The sequence below is a fragment of the Pseudomonas sp. Tul2A7 genome (genome assembly GCF_054790505.1).
In genome coordinates this window covers 2,964,418-2,981,312 of record NZ_CP186499.1, presented here as the reverse complement: position 1 = coordinate 2,981,312, position 16,895 = coordinate 2,964,418, and the positions used below count along the sequence as shown (strand labels likewise).

Below are 16,895 nucleotides of genomic sequence, written 5' to 3'. Positions count from 1 at the left end.
GTTGTTCGATAACCGCCCGCTTTGTTGAATCAACGCTTGTCGAGCCGCTCCAGCACTGGTTATTTTCTGGAATCAAATTCCAAAAATAATTTATCGCTGGAGTGTTGTTTGATGCCTGCCGAACTCCCTGATATCGACTGCGACGTGTTGGTCGTCGGATCCGGCGCTGCCGGATTGTCGGCCGCCGTGACTGCCGCGTGGCATGGCTTGAAAGTCATCGTCGTCGAAAAGGATCCGGTGTTCGGTGGCGCCACGGCCTGGTCCGGGGGCTGGGCGTGGGTGCCGTGCAATCCGCTAGCGCGTCGAGCCGGGATCGTCGAAGACATCGAACAACCGCGCACCTATTTGCGCCATGAACTGGGCGAGCACTTCGACCCGGCGATGATCGACGCTTTCCTTGAAGCGGGGCCGCGCATGGTCGCGTTTTTCGAGCAGCACACCGCGCTGCAATTTGCCGATGGCAATACCATTGCCGACATTCATGGCGATACGCCGGGGGCCGGCACTGGCGGCCGTTCGGTCATCGCTGCGCCCTATGACGGACGCAAAGTCGGACGCCTGCTCAAGCGTCTTCGTACCACCATGCGCGAAACGTCCTTCATGGGCATGCCGATCATGGCCGGGGCGGATCTGTCGGCGTTCCTCAATCTGACGCGCTCGTTCAAGGCGGCATGGCACGTAACCCGACGTTTCACTCGGCACCTGTTCGACCTCGCCGTGCATGGCCGGGCGATGCAACTGGTCAACGGCGTCGCGCTGGTGGCAAGACTGGCGAAGTCCGCCGAAGACCTTGGCGTTCTGCTCTGGGAATCAGCGCCTGCGACGGAACTGCTGCGTGATGGCTCGCGCGTCTGCGGCGCGGTGGTCAACACCCGCAAGGGCCTGATCCGCATTCACGCACGCAAAGCCGTGGTGCTCGCCGCCGGAGGTTTCGCCAATGACATCGAGCGACGCAAAGCCTTATTCCCACGGACACCGACCGGCCACGAACATTGGGCGCTGCCACCGCTGGCCGTCAACGGCGATGGCTTGCGCCTGGGCGAAAGCGTCGGAGCACGGGTCAATACCGATGTGGCTTCACCCGTGGCGTGGGCACCGGTGTCGCAAGTGCCACATTCCGACGGTAGCACCGGCCATTTCCCACACATCATCGAGCGCGGCAAACCCGGGATCATCGGCGTGCTGCGCAACGGCCAGCGTTTCGTCAACGAAGCCAACGGTTATTACGACTACGTCAGCGCCATGGTCGCTGCTGCGCCGGAAGGTGAAGAAGTCGCCTCATGGCTGATCTGCACGCGCGCCTTTCAACGGCGTTATGGACTGGGCATATCGCGGCCATTTCCGCTGCCAGTGTCAGATTTTATCCGCAGCGGCTATCTGAAAACCGGCAACACCGTTGAAGAATTAGCCACTGCATGCGGCATTGACCCGGGCGGTTTGCGCCAGACCCTCGACGACTACAACCGCCACGCACGCCATGGCGAAGACCCGCAGTTCGGGCGCGGCTCAACTCCCTACAACCGTAAACAGGGTGATCCGGCGAACCTTCCCAACCCCTGCGTTGCCCCAATAGACACCGGCCCGTTCTACGCCGTAAAAGTCCAGCCGGGCTGCTTCGGTACGTTTGCCGGCCTCAAGGTCAACCCACACGCGCAAGTGCTGGATGCCAACGAACAACCCATCGCCGGCCTCTACGCAGCGGGTGGCGACATGGCCAGCATCATGGGTGGGCACTACCCGGCGGGCGGCATCAACCTCGGCCCGGCCCTGACTTTCGGTTACATCGCCGCCCGGCATATTGCCGGCATGACTGCTTTCGAACAGGAGATCGACCATGCAGCACATCGTTAACGCCCAAGGTTTGAACATGCCGAAACTCGGCCTCGGCACCTGGCCGATGCTCGGCGACGAATGCACCCGCGCCGTGGAGCAAGCGCTGGAATTGGGATATCGACACATTGACACGGCAGCGGCCTACAACAACGAAGACGCGGTCGGACAAGCGCTGGCGAATACGCCGACACCGCGCGAACAGATTCATGTCACCAGCAAAGTCTGGTGGGATCAGCTGCAACCCGACGCGATGCGCCACTCCATGGACCGCAGCCTTACCGCTTTGCGCAGCGACTACATCGATCTGTTCATGATCCACTGGCCAAGCACCGACTGGGATTTGCCAAGCACCCTCGCCACGCTGGCCTCGTTCAAGGAGCAGGGCCTGGCGCGCAACATCGGCGTGGCGAATTTTCCACTACCGTTGTTACGCAAAGTCATCGAGGAATATGGGATTGGTCTGTCAGCGATTCAGGTCGAGTACCACGTCCTGCTCGGCCAGAACGCCCTGCTCGACTACGCCCGTCAACACGACATGGCACTGACGGCCTACACCCCACTGGCGCGCAACAAGGTCTCGGACATCCCGCAGATTCAACAGATCGCCAACAAGCACGGTGTGTTGCCGACCCAGATAGCGTTGAAATGGTTGCTCGATCAGCCGAATGTTGCGGCCATTCCCAAGGCCAGCAGCCGAGCCAATCAACTGGCCAACCTCGCATCTCTGCAGGTCGAACTCGACGATGAAGACCGCGCATTGATCGCCGCGCTGTCGAAGCGCGAACGTCAGGTCAGTCCGGATTTCGCCCCGGAGTGGGATGCGTTTGATCGCTGATTGATAATCCAGCGATAGAAATCCTGCGTGCGATTGAATTTGCCGCGCGCCAGACCGTCAATAACAGGCCCGACCTCGTCAGCACGAAGCCGGGCCTGTTTGCGTGTGGCCAATAGACGGACGACCGGACTGGCGCCACACTCACACAGCAGCAACACTCATCACCACCCGATACACACAGAGGATTCCCACATGCTATGGAAAAAAGGCCGACGCAGTGACAACGTCGTCGATGCCCGTGGTGATGATGCCGGCGGTGGCGGCGGCATGCGCTTCGGTGGCGGCAAAGGCCTGAGCCTCGGGGCCATCCTGCTGATCGTCGGTATCGGCTGGATCACCGGGCAGGACCCAATGCAGATCCTCGGTCAACTCGCCGGGCAATCCACACAACAATCGGCACCGACCTCGCAAACCCGCCAGGCACCGCCGGCCAACGATGAACAGGCCGAATTCGTCCGCTCGATCCTTGGTGACACCGAAGACACCTGGGGCACGATTTTCCAGCAGGCCGGCCGGCAATATAAAGATCCAACCCTGGTGTTATTCAGCAATCGGGTCAATTCCGCCTGCGGTCTGGCGACCTCGGCAACCGGCCCGTTCTATTGCCCGGCGGACCAGAAGGTCTATTTGGACATGGCGTTCTTCCAGGAAATGTCGCAACGCTTCAAGGCTGCCGGCGAATTCGCCCAAGCCTACGTGATCGCTCACGAAGTCGGACACCATGTGCAGACGCTTCTTGGCGTCTCGGCGAAAATTCAGACAGCCCGCCAGCAAGGTCGGCAGATGGAAGGCGATGGCGGCTTGCTGGTGCGTCAGGAATTGCAGGCCGACTGCCTCGCTGGCGTCTGGGCCTACAGCGCACAGAAGCGCTTGAATTGGCTGGAACCGGGCGACATCGAAGAAGCCTTGAACGCGGCCAACGCCATCGGTGATGATCGCTTGCAACAACAAGGTCAGGGCCGTGTGGTGCCGGACTCGTTTACCCACGGTACGTCGGCGCAAAGGGTGCGCTGGTTCAAAACCGGATTCGCGCAGGGCCAGGTCGGCCAGTGCGACACCTTCGCGGCGAAAAACCTGTAAATGCATAAATGGCTTTTGGCGTTACTGATGGTTGGCAGCACTGCGCACGCCGCCGGTGTCGATGCGATCAGCCCCGGTCGTTTGCAACTCAAAGCCGGGGAAATGGCGGTGGGCATTGGCCCCGCGCCGGAGAAAATCGAGCGTGTGCTGATCGTCATTCATGGCCGGTTGCGCAACGCCGAAACCTACCGAAAAAGCGCCGAAAATGCGGCCGAGCTTGCGGGACAAACCGCGCACACCCTGGTGATCGCCCCGCAGTTTCTCAATGAAAGCGATGTCGCCCTGTACTCGTTACCCGCAACCGTCCTGCGCTGGCGGGGCAACGAGTGGATGGGCGGCGAGTTATCCACAGGGCCGAATCCGTTGAGTTCCTATGCCGCACTCGATGAAATCATCGGACGGATCAGCGACCGCAAACAGTTTCCGGACGTGAAGCAGATTGTGATCTTCGGCCACTCCGGCGGCGGCCAGGTGGTGCAGCGCTATGCCCTGCTGGCCAAGGATCAGCCGGCGCTGAAAGCCAACGGCATCCGCTTGCGTTATGTGGTGGCGAATCCGTCGTCGTATGCCTATTTCAATGAACAACGGCCGGTGGCGTTCGATCACGCCAAGTGCGCGGGTTTCAACCGCTGGAAGTACGGTCTGTCAGACATGCCGGTCTATGCCGGTGGGCAAACGCCGTTGCAACTCGAGAGCAGTTACATCAAACGCGAGGTGATTTATCTGCTCGGGCAGCAGGACGTCGATCCCAAGCATCCGGCGCTGGACAAGGGTTGTGAAGCCGAGGCGCAAGGTGCGTATCGCCTGGAGCGAGGCAAGTTGTACTTCGGGTATTTGCTGCGTAGGCATCCGGAAGGGGTGAATCAGCGATTGGTTGAAGTGCCCGGGGTTGGGCATAACGGTGATGGGATGCTGACGTCGCCGGAGGGGCAGAAGGCGTTGTTCGAATAGCTTTGTGCTGAATGATCTGACGCCATCGCGAGCAGGCTCACTCCTACAGGGGAACGCATTCCAATTGTAGGAGTGAGCCTGCTCGCGATGAGGCCAGCTCAGGCACCCAAGATTTCAGGCCAGCAGCATCCGCCGCAACTCGACACAATCCTTCGCATGCCAATCGGTCAACTCCGGCCACGGGTTATCCGGCAAATTCACCAATACCGTGCGCGCCCCCGCCGCACGCCCGCAATCCAGATCAAAGCGGTAATCACCGACCATGACCATCGCGCTGGCCGGCACGTCCCAAGCGTCTGCCAGTTTCAGCAACCCACCCGGGTGCGGTTTCGGTGGCGCTTCATCGCGACCCAAAACATCCTCCACCGCAAAACAGTCAGCCAAACCAATCGCTTCCAGCGTCACGTGCGCCAGTTCCCGCGCATTGCGGGTCAGAATGCCGAGGCGATAACCACGCGCATGCAGATCACGCACCAGTTCCACCGCGCCGGTGGCCGGGGTCGAACCCAGTGCCAGATCCCTTTCGTGTTCCAGCAGCCAAGCGTGTTTCGCAGCCGCCTCATCCGCCGGCAATGCCGCAAGATGGGTGAGGATGTCGTCCTCCGGCGGAATTGCCAGCGCCACGCGAATCGCCGCGAAATCATGCACGGCGACGGTCAGCGTGCCGTCCATGTCGAACACCCAGTGCTTCACCTCTTTCAGGCTCATGCCCAATCCTTGCGATGGCGGATCAGGCCTTCCTGCGTCACCGACGCGACCAGTTGGCCGGCGCGGTTGTACACGCTGCCACGGGAGAAACCACGGGAATTACCGGCCCACGGACTGTCCATCGCGTAGAGCAACCAGTCATCGGCACGCAGATCGTTGTGGAACCACAGCGCGTGATCGAGGCTGGCGACCTGCATGTCTTTCTGCCAGACCGATTTGCCGTGAGGCAGCATCGAAGTGGTCAGCAGGCCGAAGTCCGAGGCGTAGGCCAACAGGTATTTGTGCAGCGCCGGGATGTCGGCCAGTGCGCCATCGGCACGGAACCACACGTATTTCACCGGATCCGCCGGTTGCGGGTTGTACGGGTCTTTTTCGGTGACCGGGCGCACTTCGATCGGTTTCGGGCACAGCAGTTTTTCACGCATGTGCTCGGGAATCAGTTGCGCGCGTTGCTGGAACAGCTCCAGCTCCGACGGCAAGTTTTCCGGGCCGACCACCACCGGCATCTGGCTCTGGTGCTCGAAGCCTGCCTCGTCGTATTGAAACGAAGCGCTGCAGGTGAAAATCGGATGGCCCTTCTGGATCGCCGTGACCCGACGCGTGCTGAAGCTGCCGCCATCGCGCACGCGATCAACCGAGTAGACCACCGGCAACTTGGCATCGCCCGGACGCAGGAAATAACCGTGCATCGAATGCACATGGCGCGCCTCTTCAACGGTCTGACTGGCCGCCGACAGCGACTGACCGAGCACCTGACCACCGAACAACTGACGGAAACCCAGATCCTGGCTACGGCCACGGAACAGGTTTTCTTCGATCGGTTCCAGGGTCAGCAGGTCGACCAGATCTTCCAACACTTGGCTCATTCAGACTCTCCTCACACAAAGCTATGCCGCGCAGTCTTGGCTGCGGCGGCCGATTCAGATTCTGGCGCGGGCCAATGATATGGCGGCCATTGTAAACGTCCGTGTCGGCTTATCCATGCAAGGTTTGCAGCCATTGTTCCCGAGTGATGCGGTACAGCACATGCCGGCGTAACGGATGATCGACGGCCAGTTTCGGGTGATCGAAATCATCGTCCGGGGCGTGATGCATGCCGATCGCCTGCATGACTTTCTCCGAAGGCAGATTGGATTGCGCGGTGAAGGAGACAATTTCCTTCAGCGCCAACCGATCAAAGCCACAGCGCAGAGCGGTCCACGCTGCTTCGCTGGCATAGCCCAGGCCCCAATGTTCCTTGGCCAGGCGCCAGCCGATTTCCACCGCGGGGGTGAACGGCGCATCGAAACCGACCACGCCGAGTCCGGTGAAACCGATGAATTCACCGCTGTCCTTGCGCTCCAGCGCCCACAAGCCGAAACCGTGCTCGGCAAAATGCCCGCGCACGCGGCCGATCATCGACGCGCTCTCCAGGCGGCTCAACGGTGCCGGAAAATAGCGCATCACCTGAGGATCGGCGCACATCGCGGCAAATGCCGGCAAATCCTCGTCCTGCCACTGACGCATCAGCAAGCGCGCGCTTTCAAGTTCCAGTATCGGCTCCATCGTGCCCCTCCGTTTCCATGCCGCAAGTCTACATCGCTGGTAGGATCCTTCACTCTTTCCTACGTTCCTACATGAAACCGCCATGCCATTGCCGCTGATCTACCACGAAGACTACAGCCCCGAGTTTCCGGCGGATCACCGCTTCCCGATGGACAAGTTTCGCCTGCTGCGCGATCACCTGGTCGACAGCGGTCTGACCCGCGATGCCGACCTGCTCCGCCCGGAGATCTGCCCTAACGACATCCTCGCCCTGGCCCATGACCGTGCGTATATCGAACGCTACATGAGCGGCGAGTTGTCCCGCGAAGACGAGCGGCGTCTCGGCCTGCCATGGAACGAAGCCTTGGCGCGGCGTACGGTACGCGCGGTCGGCGGTTCGATTCTGGCGGCGGAAAAAGCCCTGGAACATGGCTTGGCCTGCCACTTGGCCGGCGGCACTCATCACGCGCATTACGATTACCCGGCCGGTTTTTGCATCTTCAATGACCTGGCGATCATCAGCCATTACTTGCTGCAGAGCGGCCGGGTCAATCGCGTGCTGATCTTCGATTGCGACGTGCATCAGGGCGACGGCACCGCGCGAATCCTGCATGACACGCCGGAGGCGATTACCGTTTCCCTGCACTGCGAGAAGAATTTTCCTGCACGCAAAGCCGAAAGTGACTGGGATATTCCGCTGCCCAAAGGCATGGGCGATGCTGATTACCTGAAAGTGGTCGATGACACGCTCAACTATCTGCTGCCGCTGTATCAACCGGATCTGGTGCTGTATGACGCCGGCGTTGATGTACACAAGGACGATGCCCTCGGTTATCTACAGCTCACCGACGAGGGCGTCGCCGCCCGCGATGAAAGCGTGATGCGCCATTGCCTGGGCCGCGACATTCCGGTGGTCGGTGTGATTGGCGGCGGTTACAGCAAGGATCGCCATGCCCTCGCCCGCCGCCACGGCATCCTGCATCACAGCGCGCAACGGGTCTGGCAGTCACACGGTTGTCATTGAGTTGTGCTGCGTTACCCACAATGGCTGTGGAACTGCCTGTGGATAACCTGAGTGAAAGGGACTACAGGCCATACCGATCATGACCTGCAGCGCACTGATCATTTTTCAACCAGCATTTCAAGCCAACCCGAATCCCTTGTAGGAGTGAGCCTGCTCGCGATAGCGTCAGCACCTTCAACATTAACTTGGCTGATACACCGCTATCGCGAGCAGGCTCACTCCTACAAAAGATCTCGGCTGTTAGAATGCGCGCCTTATCCCGCCATACCGCAGCGCACGCCATGACCCAGAACTCCGCCTCCTCCCCCGCTCACGTCGCCATCATCGGCGGTGGCCCCGCCGGCCTGATGGCCGCCGAAGTGCTGAGCCAGGCCGGAATCCGCGTCGATCTGTACGACGGCATGCCCTCGGTGGGCCGCAAGTTCCTGCTCGCCGGTGTCGGCGGCATGAACATCACCCACTCCGAAGCCTACCCGGCGTTCCTCTCGCGCTATGCCGAGCGCGCACCGCAGATCGCGCCATTGCTGCGCGGCTTCGACGCCGATGCGTTGTGCCAATGGATTCATGATCTTGGAATCGAGACCTTTGTCGGCAGCTCCGGCCGCGTATTCCCCACCGACATGAAAGCCGCCCCCCTGCTGCGCGCCTGGCTCAAACGCCTGCGCGACAGCGGCGTAGTTATCCACACCCGCCATCGCTGGCTCGGTTGGGACGAACACGGTGCGCTGCGCATCGACAGCCCGGAAGGTGAAATCACCGTCAAGCCCGACGCCACCCTGCTCGCCCTCGGCGGCGGCAGTTGGGCGCGCCTCGGTTCCGACGGTGCGTGGATGTTGCCGCTGGAGCAACGCGGTGTAGGACTGGCGCCGTTGCAGCCGAGTAATTGCGGCTTCGAAGTGCAGGCCTGGAGTGAATTGATGGTCAGCAAATTCGCCGGCGCGCCGCTGAAAAATATCGCCATCGGTTTGAACGACGATATTCCGCGCTTGGGTGAATGCGTGATCACCGCGACCGGGATTGAAGGCAGTTTGATCTACGCGCTGTCGGCGCCGATTCGTGAGGCGATCAATCAGCATGGCGCGGCGGTTATTCACATTGATCTGTTGCCCGGCCGGCCTGTGGATAAATTGCAGGCGGCGTTGAGCAAGCCACGCGGTTCGCGGTCGATGGCCAAGCATCTGCACAGTCAGGTCGGGATTGATGGAGTGAAAGCAGCGTTGTTGCGTGAGTTGACTGATGCGGCGACGTTTGCTGATCCGGCGCTGTTGGCGCGAGCGATCAAAGCGTTGCCGCTGACGTTGGTGAAAACGCGGCCATTGGACGAGGCGATCAGCAGTGCCGGGGGCGTGACGTTCGAGGCGATGGATGAGCGCTTGATGCTCAAGGCGTTGCCGGGGGTGTTCTGCGCAGGCGAGATGCTCGATTGGGAAGCACCGACGGGCGGGTATTTGCTGACGGGATGTTTCGCCAGCGGCAGGGCGGCGGGGTTGGGGGTCGTGCAGTGGCTCAAGTCCGAGGCGTCTGCCTGAACCCTCACCCCTGCCCTCTCCCAGAGGGAGAGGGGGCCGACCAAGGTGTCTGACGTCCAACATCGACCTGAAACACCGAGTCGATTATGTATTCAACCCTGCAAGATCAGGTCGGCGTATCTCGAATATCCAACTCGGTCAATCCCCTCTCCCTCGGGGAGAGGGTTAGGGTGAGGGGCTTTTGACCTTAAGGCTTGCGCTTGCGCGGCCCAGTATTGAACACCGGCACTTTACGCACAGGTTTGATCGAAGGCTCCGGCGCCTGCGTCTCGCCACTATCAACCCACTTGCCCAGATTGCGCTTGCCACCACCGCCCGACGCTTTCGGCTTCTTCGGTTTCTTCGGCTTCTTGATCACCTGACCGCTGGCATCGGTATCCGGCACGCGGTGCTCAGGCTCAAAATCCGGCTCGTTCTGACGCTTCAAAGTCTGCCGCGTCAGCATCTCGATCGCCGACAACATGTTCACTTCATCCGCGCAGACCAGCGATATCGCCTCACCGGTTGCACCAGCACGGCCCGTACGGCCAATACGGTGAATGTAATCCTCAGCCACGATCGGCAGATCGAAGTTGATCACCAGCGGCAGATCTTCGATGTCCAGACCTCGCGCAGCAACGTCGGTGGCCACGAGAATCTGCACTTCACTGAGCTTGAAACGATCCAGCGCGCGCTGACGGGTGGCCTGCGGTTTGTCGCCGTGGATACCGTCGGCATTCACACCCAGGCCCTGAAGTTTTTCCACCAGCGCATCGACACCGTTGCGGGTCTTGGCGAACACCAGCACCTGCTTCCACTTGTTCTTGCGCATCAAATGCACGAACAGTTCGGCCTTGCGCTTCTTGTCTACTGTGACGATCCACTGCTTAACGGTGTTGGCCGCGACGTTACGCGGGCTGACTTCAATGCTCAGCGGATCGTTGAGCATCTGCCCGGCCAGCAGGCGGATGTCATCGGAGAAGGTCGCGGAGAACAGCAGGGTCTGGCGCTTTTTCGGCAGCATGCGGTAAATGTTCGCCAGTTCTTCGGAGAAGCCCAGGTCGAGCATACGATCGGCTTCATCCAGCACTAGAGTCTGCAACTGATCGAGCTTCAGCGCGTTCTGGCGGAACAGGTCGATCAGGCGACCTGGCGTGGCGACCAGCACATCGACGCCGCCGCGCAGCTTCATCATCTGCGGATTGATGCTGACACCGCCATAAACCGCATAAGTGCGCAGCGGCAGGTTTTCGGCGTACTGGCGCACAGACTCATGAACCTGCTCGGCCAGCTCGCGGGTAGGCACCAGAATCAGCGCACGCGCCGAGTTGGCAGCGACTTTCGGCCCTTCCATGGCCAACAACTGCAGCAGTGGCAAGGCGAAACCGGCGGTTTTGCCGGTGCCGGTCTGGGCCGCTGCCATCAAGTCACGACCGGCCAGCACGGCCGGAATGGCTTGCGCCTGAACCGGCGTCGGGGTCTGGTAGCCGAGCGTCTCGAGGGAGCGCAGCAAGGGTTCGATCAGGCCAAGGGTGGCGAAAGTCATGGGAGTACCGTAGAAAAAAATGACGCGGGCATGCAATGCCGCGCAGTTTACCCTAATTCGTACGCTGTTCTTCGCGAACGGCTGTCGGCGCTACGATCGGCGGCTGTGCCGGACGGCGCCACTGCGGCAGTCCGATCAACACCACGGCGCTGATGATCACCAGCATCGCCAGCGCTTCCTCGATCCCGATGGTCTCGCCAACAAATACAATCCCCAGCAACACCGCGACCGCCGGGTTGACGTAGGCATAACTGGTCGCCGCCGCTGGACGCACGTGCTTGAGCAAATACATATAAGAGTTGAAGGCGATGATCGAGCCGAAAAAGATCAGGTACGCCAGCGCCAGCCAGCCCTCAACCGGAGGAATCGCTTGCAAATGCTCGCCACTGACGGCGCTGCCGATCAGCAGCACCACACCGCCGACCAACATCTCCACCGCACTGGCCATCGCGCCCTGCGGCAACGGCAAATGCCTGCTCCACACCGAACCGAACGCCCAGGTCGCCGCCGCGAAAATCAACAGCGCCGCGCCCATCGGACTTGATTGCAGGTTGGAGCCCATATTGAGCATGGCGATGCCGATAATCCCCAGCGCCACCCCGGCCCACTCCAGACGGGTATTACGCGCGCCCCAGAAATAACCGCACAGCAAAGTGAACAACGGCACCGTCGCCACCGCCAATGCCGCAACGCCCGAAGCCACGCCAGTGTGTTCAGCCACACTCACCGCGCCGTTACCGAAACTGAGCAGCAAAATCCCGATGATCCCCGCCGCTTTCCATTGCGCCCAGGTCGGTGCCGGCGCCCCGCGCCAGCGCAGGAAGGCGTACATCAACGTACCCGCGATCACAAAGCGCACACCGCCAAGCATCAGCGGTGGCCAGTATTCGACGCCGATGCGGATCACCAGATAGGTCGACCCCCAAATCACGTACAGCGCAAAAAACGCGGCGATCAGCGGCAAGGAAAAACGGCGATCAGCGGCAAGGAAAAACGGCGCAAGGCAGGCATGGGCAACTCGAAAGTCTGGCTCAGGGGATGGATTATTCTAGAAAGGCTGACGAGCAAAAATAAGTTACAAAACCTGTTTATAGCGCCGGTACACTTTGGAAATCACGGAGATCGCTGGAATAAACCACGATTTCGAAAGTCTGGCATTTTCAGGAGTCCGGCCTTGGACAAATACGACCGCATGCTGCTCAGCGCCCTGCTCGAAAATGGCCGCGCGTCCTACGCCGACCTCGCGCGCAAAGTGAACCTCTCCGCCCCGGCCGTCGCCGAGCGCGTAGCCAAGCTAGAGGCATCCGGGGTAATTACCGGGTATGAGGCGAAAATCGACCTGTCGAAAATCGGCCTGCCGATCCAGTGCATGATCGAATTGCGCCTGCACCAGAACGGCAGCCAGAAGGTCTACGACGAACTGGTGAAAATCCCGCAACTGACCGAGTGTTTTCGAGTGACAGGCGATCCGTGCGTGATGATGAAGGCCGCAGTGGGATCGATGACGGAGCTGGAGGAGTTGATCAATCGGGTCGCGAAGTTTGGTTTCAGCAAGACCTCGATTGTGCTGTCGAGCGCCATCGAAAAGCGTGTGCCGCTTGGCCACATCGAAAGCAACGGCAAATAGTTCGGATCACCACAAATCCAATGTAGGAGTGAGCCTGCTCGCGATAGCGGAGTATCAGTCGATACAAAGGCTGACTGACACACCGTCATCGCGAGCAGGCTCACTCCTACAGGGGTTGTGTGCCGGATTCGGGATCAGCGGTAACGCAGCAAGTGCTCGCTGACTTTCGCAGCAGGGACTTTCTGCAGTTTGCACAGCAGGTCATGCGATAGCTCGCTGACGCCGTGCTTGTGCCGCAACTCATCAGCCAGATGCGCCATCAGATTCGCCGCCATCTCGGCATCGGCCATCGCCCTGTGCGCCTGGCCGGTATGCGGCAAACACGCGAAAGTGGTGAGCGTGCCCAGCTTGTGATTCGGCGCGGCGGGCATCAGTCGGCGAGCCAAGAGTAGAGAGCAGGCAAAGTTCTGCAACCGCGTGCGCTTGATCCGCCCCAGTTCAAAGTCCCAGAACTTCTGGTCGAACGAGGCGTTGTGCGCCACCAGCGGTGTGCAGCCGACAAACTCGTTGACCTCGTTCATCACCTGTTCAGCCGGCGGCGCGGTACGCAGCATGGCGTTGCTGATGCCGGTCAGTTGTTCGATGAACGCGGGGACGCGCACGCCGGCGTTCATCAGGCTCTGGTAACGCTCGACGATGCGGCCGTTTTCCAGCATGACCACGGCGATTTCCGTGGCGCGGCAGCTGCTGTTCGGCGACAGGCCGGTGGTTTCAAAGTCGATGACTGCAATGCGTTCCAAACCGGGTTCAACTCCGTACAAATCAATTCTTCAGCTTAATTTTTTAACAGCAGCGCGCCTTCGATCGGCACGTAACGGCTGGCGGCGCGGATCAGCGAGTTGGCGGTCAGGCCGGGCACACCGTAGGCGACGGCTTGAACGCCGTGCTTGCTGATGATGCGTTCGAGCAGCATGTCGAAATCGCCATCACCGGAGGCCAGGACAATTTCGTCGACGTGGTCGGCGGCGTCCATGATGTCGAGGGTGATGCCCACGTCCCAGTCGCCCTTGGCCGAGCCGTCGCTGCGCTGGATGTAGGGTTTGAGTTTCACGGTGAAACCGAGGTTGCGCAGGATCTGCTGGAACTGCTGCTGCTTGCTGTCGCCACGGTCGATCGCGTAGGCGTAGGCCTCGACGATCTGCCCGTCCTTGCTGATGTCGGCCCACAATGCGGCGTAGTTGAAGTGACAACCATAAGCCTGACGCACGGTGTAGTAGAGGTTCTGCACGTCGGCGAACACTGCGATTTTTTTCACCGGAGTTCCTGTGGGCGCGCAAGCGCACGAAGCGGGATCAGGCGCAGGGCCCGAAAAAGGCGCTCAGTATGCCAGTCCGAAGGAGGGTTCCGCGAATAATCGGCCCGGAGCCCTCAGGGGCTCCGGACGAATGGTGAATCAGACGAAGGAATCGTCGTCATCGAAGAACGAGGAGTTGTCGTTGCCGTAGTCGGTGTCGGTGAAGCCGCCCTGGTCGTTGCCAGAGAAGCCATTGTCCGCCACACGCTGATCATCGCCCCAGCCGCTGCTGCTCTGGTCGGCAACCTGCGCCGGCTCTTCCTTGATCACTTCAACGATTTCTTCCGGCTGCTGGTTGTGATGGAACAGGCTGCTGATGCCCTGCGCCAGCATCACGCCACCGGCCACACCGGCCGCAGTTTTCAAGGCGCCGCCAAGGAAGCTGCTGCCCGCCGCCGGAGCCGCTTGCTGAGCGTAATTAGATGGTGGTGCACCGAAGTTCTGTTGTGGCGCGGGTGCGCCGAAACTCTGCTGCGGGGCCGGTTCACGCCAGCCGCCCGTGGACGCCGGGGCCGCACTCTGGGTCGGCGCCGGACGCGGGCTGCCACCAAAAATGCTCGACAGGAAACCGCCACCACCGCTCGGCGCGGGTGCGGCACTCTGGGTCTTGGCCGATTGCAGTTCGGCCTGCAACTGCTGGACTTGCCGGGTCAGTTGCTTGTTCTGCTCATCGAGGCTCTTGAGCGCAGCCTCTTGCACCAGAATCGCCTGGGTCATGAAATAACCTGCCGCTGGCTGGCGGGTCAGGTGTTCCTTGATCCGCGCCTCAGCCTGGGCGTCGCGCGGGGCTGCCTCCGTTTCGGCCTGTTGCAGCCGGGAAAACAGTCCATCGATCAGGGTTTGCTCTTCGCTGTTCATGGCGACCTCGTAGATTGCCGGGGATAACATTGCCCTCGTCCACGTTTGCCGAGGTGCTCTCATGTAATGGAGACGGTGACAAAACGTTTCAATGACCTTTACCGAATGTTTACGTTTGTGTCGCGCCAGCCATCATCGGTTAAAGTGAGCCACTGTTTTCGACCTGCGATACCGACTGATGAATGCCCTCGAAGTACTGCGTGACTCTCTGTATTTTTTCAAACGCCATTTGGGCAGCATCGTGCGGTTGTGCCTGCCGTTGGTGATTTTCGAAGCGTTCCTGCAACAAGTTGTCGATCACGCCAGCGGACCGGAAAACATCTCGGCGATCAGTATCGTCGTCGGTCTGCTGGTGTATCCGCTGTACACCGCGGCGCTGATCCTGTTCCTCGATGCGCGCAGCCGTGGCGAGGCGCCGCGCAACCGTGATCTGCTGGCGATGGCTGCCACTCTGTGGCCACGCTTCGCCCTGCTCACGGCGCTGAACACCTTGCTGATTCTGTTGGGCCTGTCGCTGTATTTCCTGCCGGGCCTGATGTTGATGGTGATGCTCGCGTTCGGCGAATACCTGCTGGTGCTGCGCGGCATGGGCCCCTTGCAGGCGATGAAGGAAAGCCTGCGCCTGACACGTGGGCATTTCTGGCGGATTCTGCTGTGCATTCTCTGTGTGATGACGCCACTGTGGTTGCTCAAAGGTGCGACGTTGGCGGTGTACCCCGAACCGCAAAACCCGGTGATCGCGATACTGATCGACAGCGCTCACAGCTTCCTGCAACTGTTCACCAGCGTAGTGTTGTTCCGCCTGTTCATGCTGATCAGCGAATTGCCTGACAAACGTGACAGAGCGGTCTGACAGCTCTGCGCTTGGGCTTCGAGACGGCCGTCAGGTATGCTCGGGGGCACTTTCTGTAACGCTATAAGCCGAGCCATGACCCGTCTACTGCGCTACACCCTGTTGCTTGTTGTGCTGGCCGTCGTGTTGATCGGCGCGCTGATGTTCAGCCTGACCTGGCGCCCCGATGCCCGCGAAACCCTGCCGGTCAGTTGCACGGGAAAGCCACCGACGCTGGTGCCGGGGCAGGCGCTGAAGGTCATGACCTGGAACGTGCAGTACCTGGCCGGCAAACGTTACGTGTTCTGGAATGATCTGGCCCAGGGCAACGATGAAGCGCCGACCCTGGAAGACATGGCCTTCAGCCTCGATGAAGTGACGCGGGTGATCCGCGACGAGCAGCCAGATGTGGTGCTGTTACAGGAACTCGATGACGGCGCCAAGGCAAGTGACTACCAGGACCAGCTGAAGTTACTGCAGGAACGCGTTGCCGACCTGTATCCGTGCAGCGCCAGCGCGTTTGACTGGAAGGCCGAGTTCGTCCCCGATGCTCATGTTTTCGGCAGTGTCGGGCGACAACTGGCGACCCTGAGCCGCTACCGCATCGAACACGCCGAGCGCCTGCAATTGCCGGTCGCCTCAGCCAACTTCATCAGCCGCCAGTTCCAGCCAAAAGATGCGCTGCTCGCGACCAAACTGCCCCTGAGCGATGGCGGGCAACTGACCGTTTTCAATACCCATCTGGAGCGTGCCAGGCAACCCGACGACACCTTGCAGGCGCAAGTGAGCGCCGTGGCCAAAGTGCTCGACAAGTACGAAAGTCAGGGCCTGCCGTGGTTGATCGGTGGCGATTTCAATCTGCTGCCGCTGGGTCAATATCGTCGCTTGCCTGCCGAGCAACGCACGCCATACTCCGCCGACAGCGAACTGCACCTGCTGTGGGACAAGTACCCGATGATCCCGACCAACAACGAAGCTGGCGGCATCGACCGTTCCCGATGGCTGACCCACTACCCTAACGACCCAGGCCTGAACGGCCCGGATCGCACGGTCGACTATCTGTTCTACAGCCCGAAGATCAAACGGGTCGAGGCGGTGGTGCGGCAGGACGATACCTTGCGCATCTCTGATCATTTACCGGTGATCGCCCGCTTCCTGCTCCCCGCCGCCCCATAATCGAGATAATCCCGTGTAGGAGCAGCCTTCGGCAGCTCCTACGGGAGCACGTTTCAGTGGGCTTTCTCCTGATTGCGTGCAAAACAACCGACAGCAAAA

At 60.6% G+C, this 16,895-nt stretch carries 17 protein-coding genes; 9 read left to right on the top strand and 8 right to left on the bottom strand.

Annotated elements, in window-relative coordinates; genetic code table 11:
- The first annotated feature begins 111 nt into the window (after nucleotides 1–111).
- From ACOYXJ_RS13440 to ACOYXJ_RS13425, 4 genes are all read left to right on the top strand, one after another.
- Nucleotides 112–1,851 carry an FAD-dependent oxidoreductase gene (locus ACOYXJ_RS13440; protein WP_460369890.1) on the top strand — a complete coding sequence of 580 codons (1,740 nt, stop codon included), beginning with the start codon at nucleotides 112–114 and terminating at the stop codon, nucleotides 1,849–1,851.
- Complete coding sequence (locus ACOYXJ_RS13435; protein ID WP_460369888.1) at nucleotides 1,835–2,668, top strand: aldo/keto reductase; 834 nt, start codon at nucleotides 1,835–1,837, stop codon at nucleotides 2,666–2,668. The genes ACOYXJ_RS13440 and ACOYXJ_RS13435 overlap by 17 nt, the downstream gene beginning before the upstream one ends.
- Before the next feature lie 192 nt (nucleotides 2,669–2,860).
- Nucleotides 2,861–3,748, top strand: a complete 888-nt coding sequence (ypfJ, locus tag ACOYXJ_RS13430) for a KPN_02809 family neutral zinc metallopeptidase (RefSeq protein ID WP_460369886.1) — start codon at nucleotides 2,861–2,863, stop codon at nucleotides 3,746–3,748.
- A complete protein-coding gene (locus tag ACOYXJ_RS13425) occupies nucleotides 3,749–4,699 on the top strand; it encodes an alpha/beta fold hydrolase (RefSeq protein WP_460369884.1) in 951 nt (316 codons plus the stop codon).
- A gap of 114 nt (nucleotides 4,700–4,813) precedes the next feature.
- On the opposite strand, the gene ACOYXJ_RS13420 is transcribed toward ACOYXJ_RS13425, so the two are convergent.
- The 3 genes from ACOYXJ_RS13420 to ACOYXJ_RS13410 form a co-directional block, all read right to left on the bottom strand.
- Nucleotides 4,814–5,407, bottom strand: coding sequence for an HAD family hydrolase (locus ACOYXJ_RS13420; protein WP_150793995.1), 594 nt, complete (start codon nucleotides 5,405–5,407; stop codon nucleotides 4,814–4,816).
- Nucleotides 5,404–6,273, bottom strand: coding sequence for an acyl-CoA thioesterase II (tesB, locus tag ACOYXJ_RS13415; RefSeq protein ID WP_008082985.1), 870 nt, complete (start codon nucleotides 6,271–6,273; stop codon nucleotides 5,404–5,406). Before tesB ends, ACOYXJ_RS13420 begins: the two co-directional genes overlap by 4 nt.
- Nucleotides 6,274–6,382: 109 nt before the next feature.
- The gene (locus ACOYXJ_RS13410; protein WP_038361818.1) at nucleotides 6,383–6,952 is read right to left on the bottom strand and encodes a GNAT family N-acetyltransferase; all 570 of its coding nucleotides are present in this window, start codon (nucleotides 6,950–6,952) and stop codon (nucleotides 6,383–6,385) included.
- Nucleotides 6,953–7,034: 82 nt separating this feature from the next.
- Here ACOYXJ_RS13410 and ACOYXJ_RS13405 point away from each other — a divergent pair, with 82 nt between their 5' ends.
- Nucleotides 7,035–7,955 carry a histone deacetylase family protein gene (locus ACOYXJ_RS13405; RefSeq protein WP_460369881.1) on the top strand — a complete coding sequence of 307 codons (921 nt, stop codon included), beginning with the start codon at nucleotides 7,035–7,037 and terminating at the stop codon, nucleotides 7,953–7,955.
- 281 nt (nucleotides 7,956–8,236) lie between these two features.
- Entirely contained in the window at nucleotides 8,237–9,484 is a 1,248-nt protein-coding gene (locus ACOYXJ_RS13400; protein WP_460369879.1) for a TIGR03862 family flavoprotein, read from the top strand.
- 187 nt (nucleotides 9,485–9,671) lie between these two features.
- On the opposite strand, the gene ACOYXJ_RS13395 is transcribed toward ACOYXJ_RS13400, so the two are convergent.
- Both ACOYXJ_RS13395 and yedA read right to left on the bottom strand, forming a co-directional pair.
- Nucleotides 9,672–11,009 (bottom strand): DEAD/DEAH box helicase, encoded by a 1,338-nt coding sequence (locus tag ACOYXJ_RS13395; RefSeq protein ID WP_038361826.1) that lies wholly within the window; start codon nucleotides 11,007–11,009, stop codon nucleotides 9,672–9,674.
- A gap of 52 nt (nucleotides 11,010–11,061) precedes the next feature.
- Nucleotides 11,062–11,973, bottom strand: coding sequence for a drug/metabolite exporter YedA (gene yedA, locus ACOYXJ_RS13390; protein WP_460380898.1), 912 nt, complete (start codon nucleotides 11,971–11,973; stop codon nucleotides 11,062–11,064).
- Between the two features lie 210 nt (nucleotides 11,974–12,183).
- On the opposite strand from yedA, the gene ACOYXJ_RS13385 reads away from it, so the two are divergent.
- The gene (locus tag ACOYXJ_RS13385; protein ID WP_038361832.1) at nucleotides 12,184–12,636 is read left to right on the top strand and encodes an Lrp/AsnC family transcriptional regulator; all 453 of its coding nucleotides are present in this window, start codon (nucleotides 12,184–12,186) and stop codon (nucleotides 12,634–12,636) included.
- Between the two features lie 134 nt (nucleotides 12,637–12,770).
- On the opposite strand, the gene ACOYXJ_RS13380 is transcribed toward ACOYXJ_RS13385, so the two are convergent.
- The 3 genes from ACOYXJ_RS13380 to ACOYXJ_RS13370 form a co-directional block, all read right to left on the bottom strand.
- Nucleotides 12,771–13,376: a 3'-5' exonuclease gene (locus ACOYXJ_RS13380; protein ID WP_460369876.1), complete on the bottom strand. Its 606-nt coding sequence runs from the start codon at nucleotides 13,374–13,376 to the stop codon at nucleotides 12,771–12,773.
- A gap of 35 nt (nucleotides 13,377–13,411) precedes the next feature.
- On the bottom strand, nucleotides 13,412–13,891 hold the full coding sequence (locus ACOYXJ_RS13375; protein WP_007949802.1) for a LabA-like NYN domain-containing protein: 480 nt from the start codon (nucleotides 13,889–13,891) through the stop codon (nucleotides 13,412–13,414).
- A gap of 138 nt (nucleotides 13,892–14,029) precedes the next feature.
- Nucleotides 14,030–14,788 carry a DUF2076 domain-containing protein gene (locus ACOYXJ_RS13370; RefSeq protein WP_457463453.1) on the bottom strand — a complete coding sequence of 253 codons (759 nt, stop codon included), beginning with the start codon at nucleotides 14,786–14,788 and terminating at the stop codon, nucleotides 14,030–14,032.
- Nucleotides 14,789–14,966: 178 nt separating this feature from the next.
- On the opposite strand from ACOYXJ_RS13370, the gene ACOYXJ_RS13365 reads away from it, so the two are divergent.
- Nucleotides 14,967–15,641: a YciC family protein gene (locus ACOYXJ_RS13365; protein WP_127929880.1), complete on the top strand. Its 675-nt coding sequence runs from the start codon at nucleotides 14,967–14,969 to the stop codon at nucleotides 15,639–15,641.
- A 75-nt stretch (nucleotides 15,642–15,716) separates the two neighbouring features.
- Nucleotides 15,717–16,796 carry an endonuclease/exonuclease/phosphatase family protein gene (locus ACOYXJ_RS13360; protein WP_460369873.1) on the top strand — a complete coding sequence of 360 codons (1,080 nt, stop codon included), beginning with the start codon at nucleotides 15,717–15,719 and terminating at the stop codon, nucleotides 16,794–16,796.
- The last annotated feature ends 99 nt before the right edge of the window (nucleotides 16,797–16,895 follow it).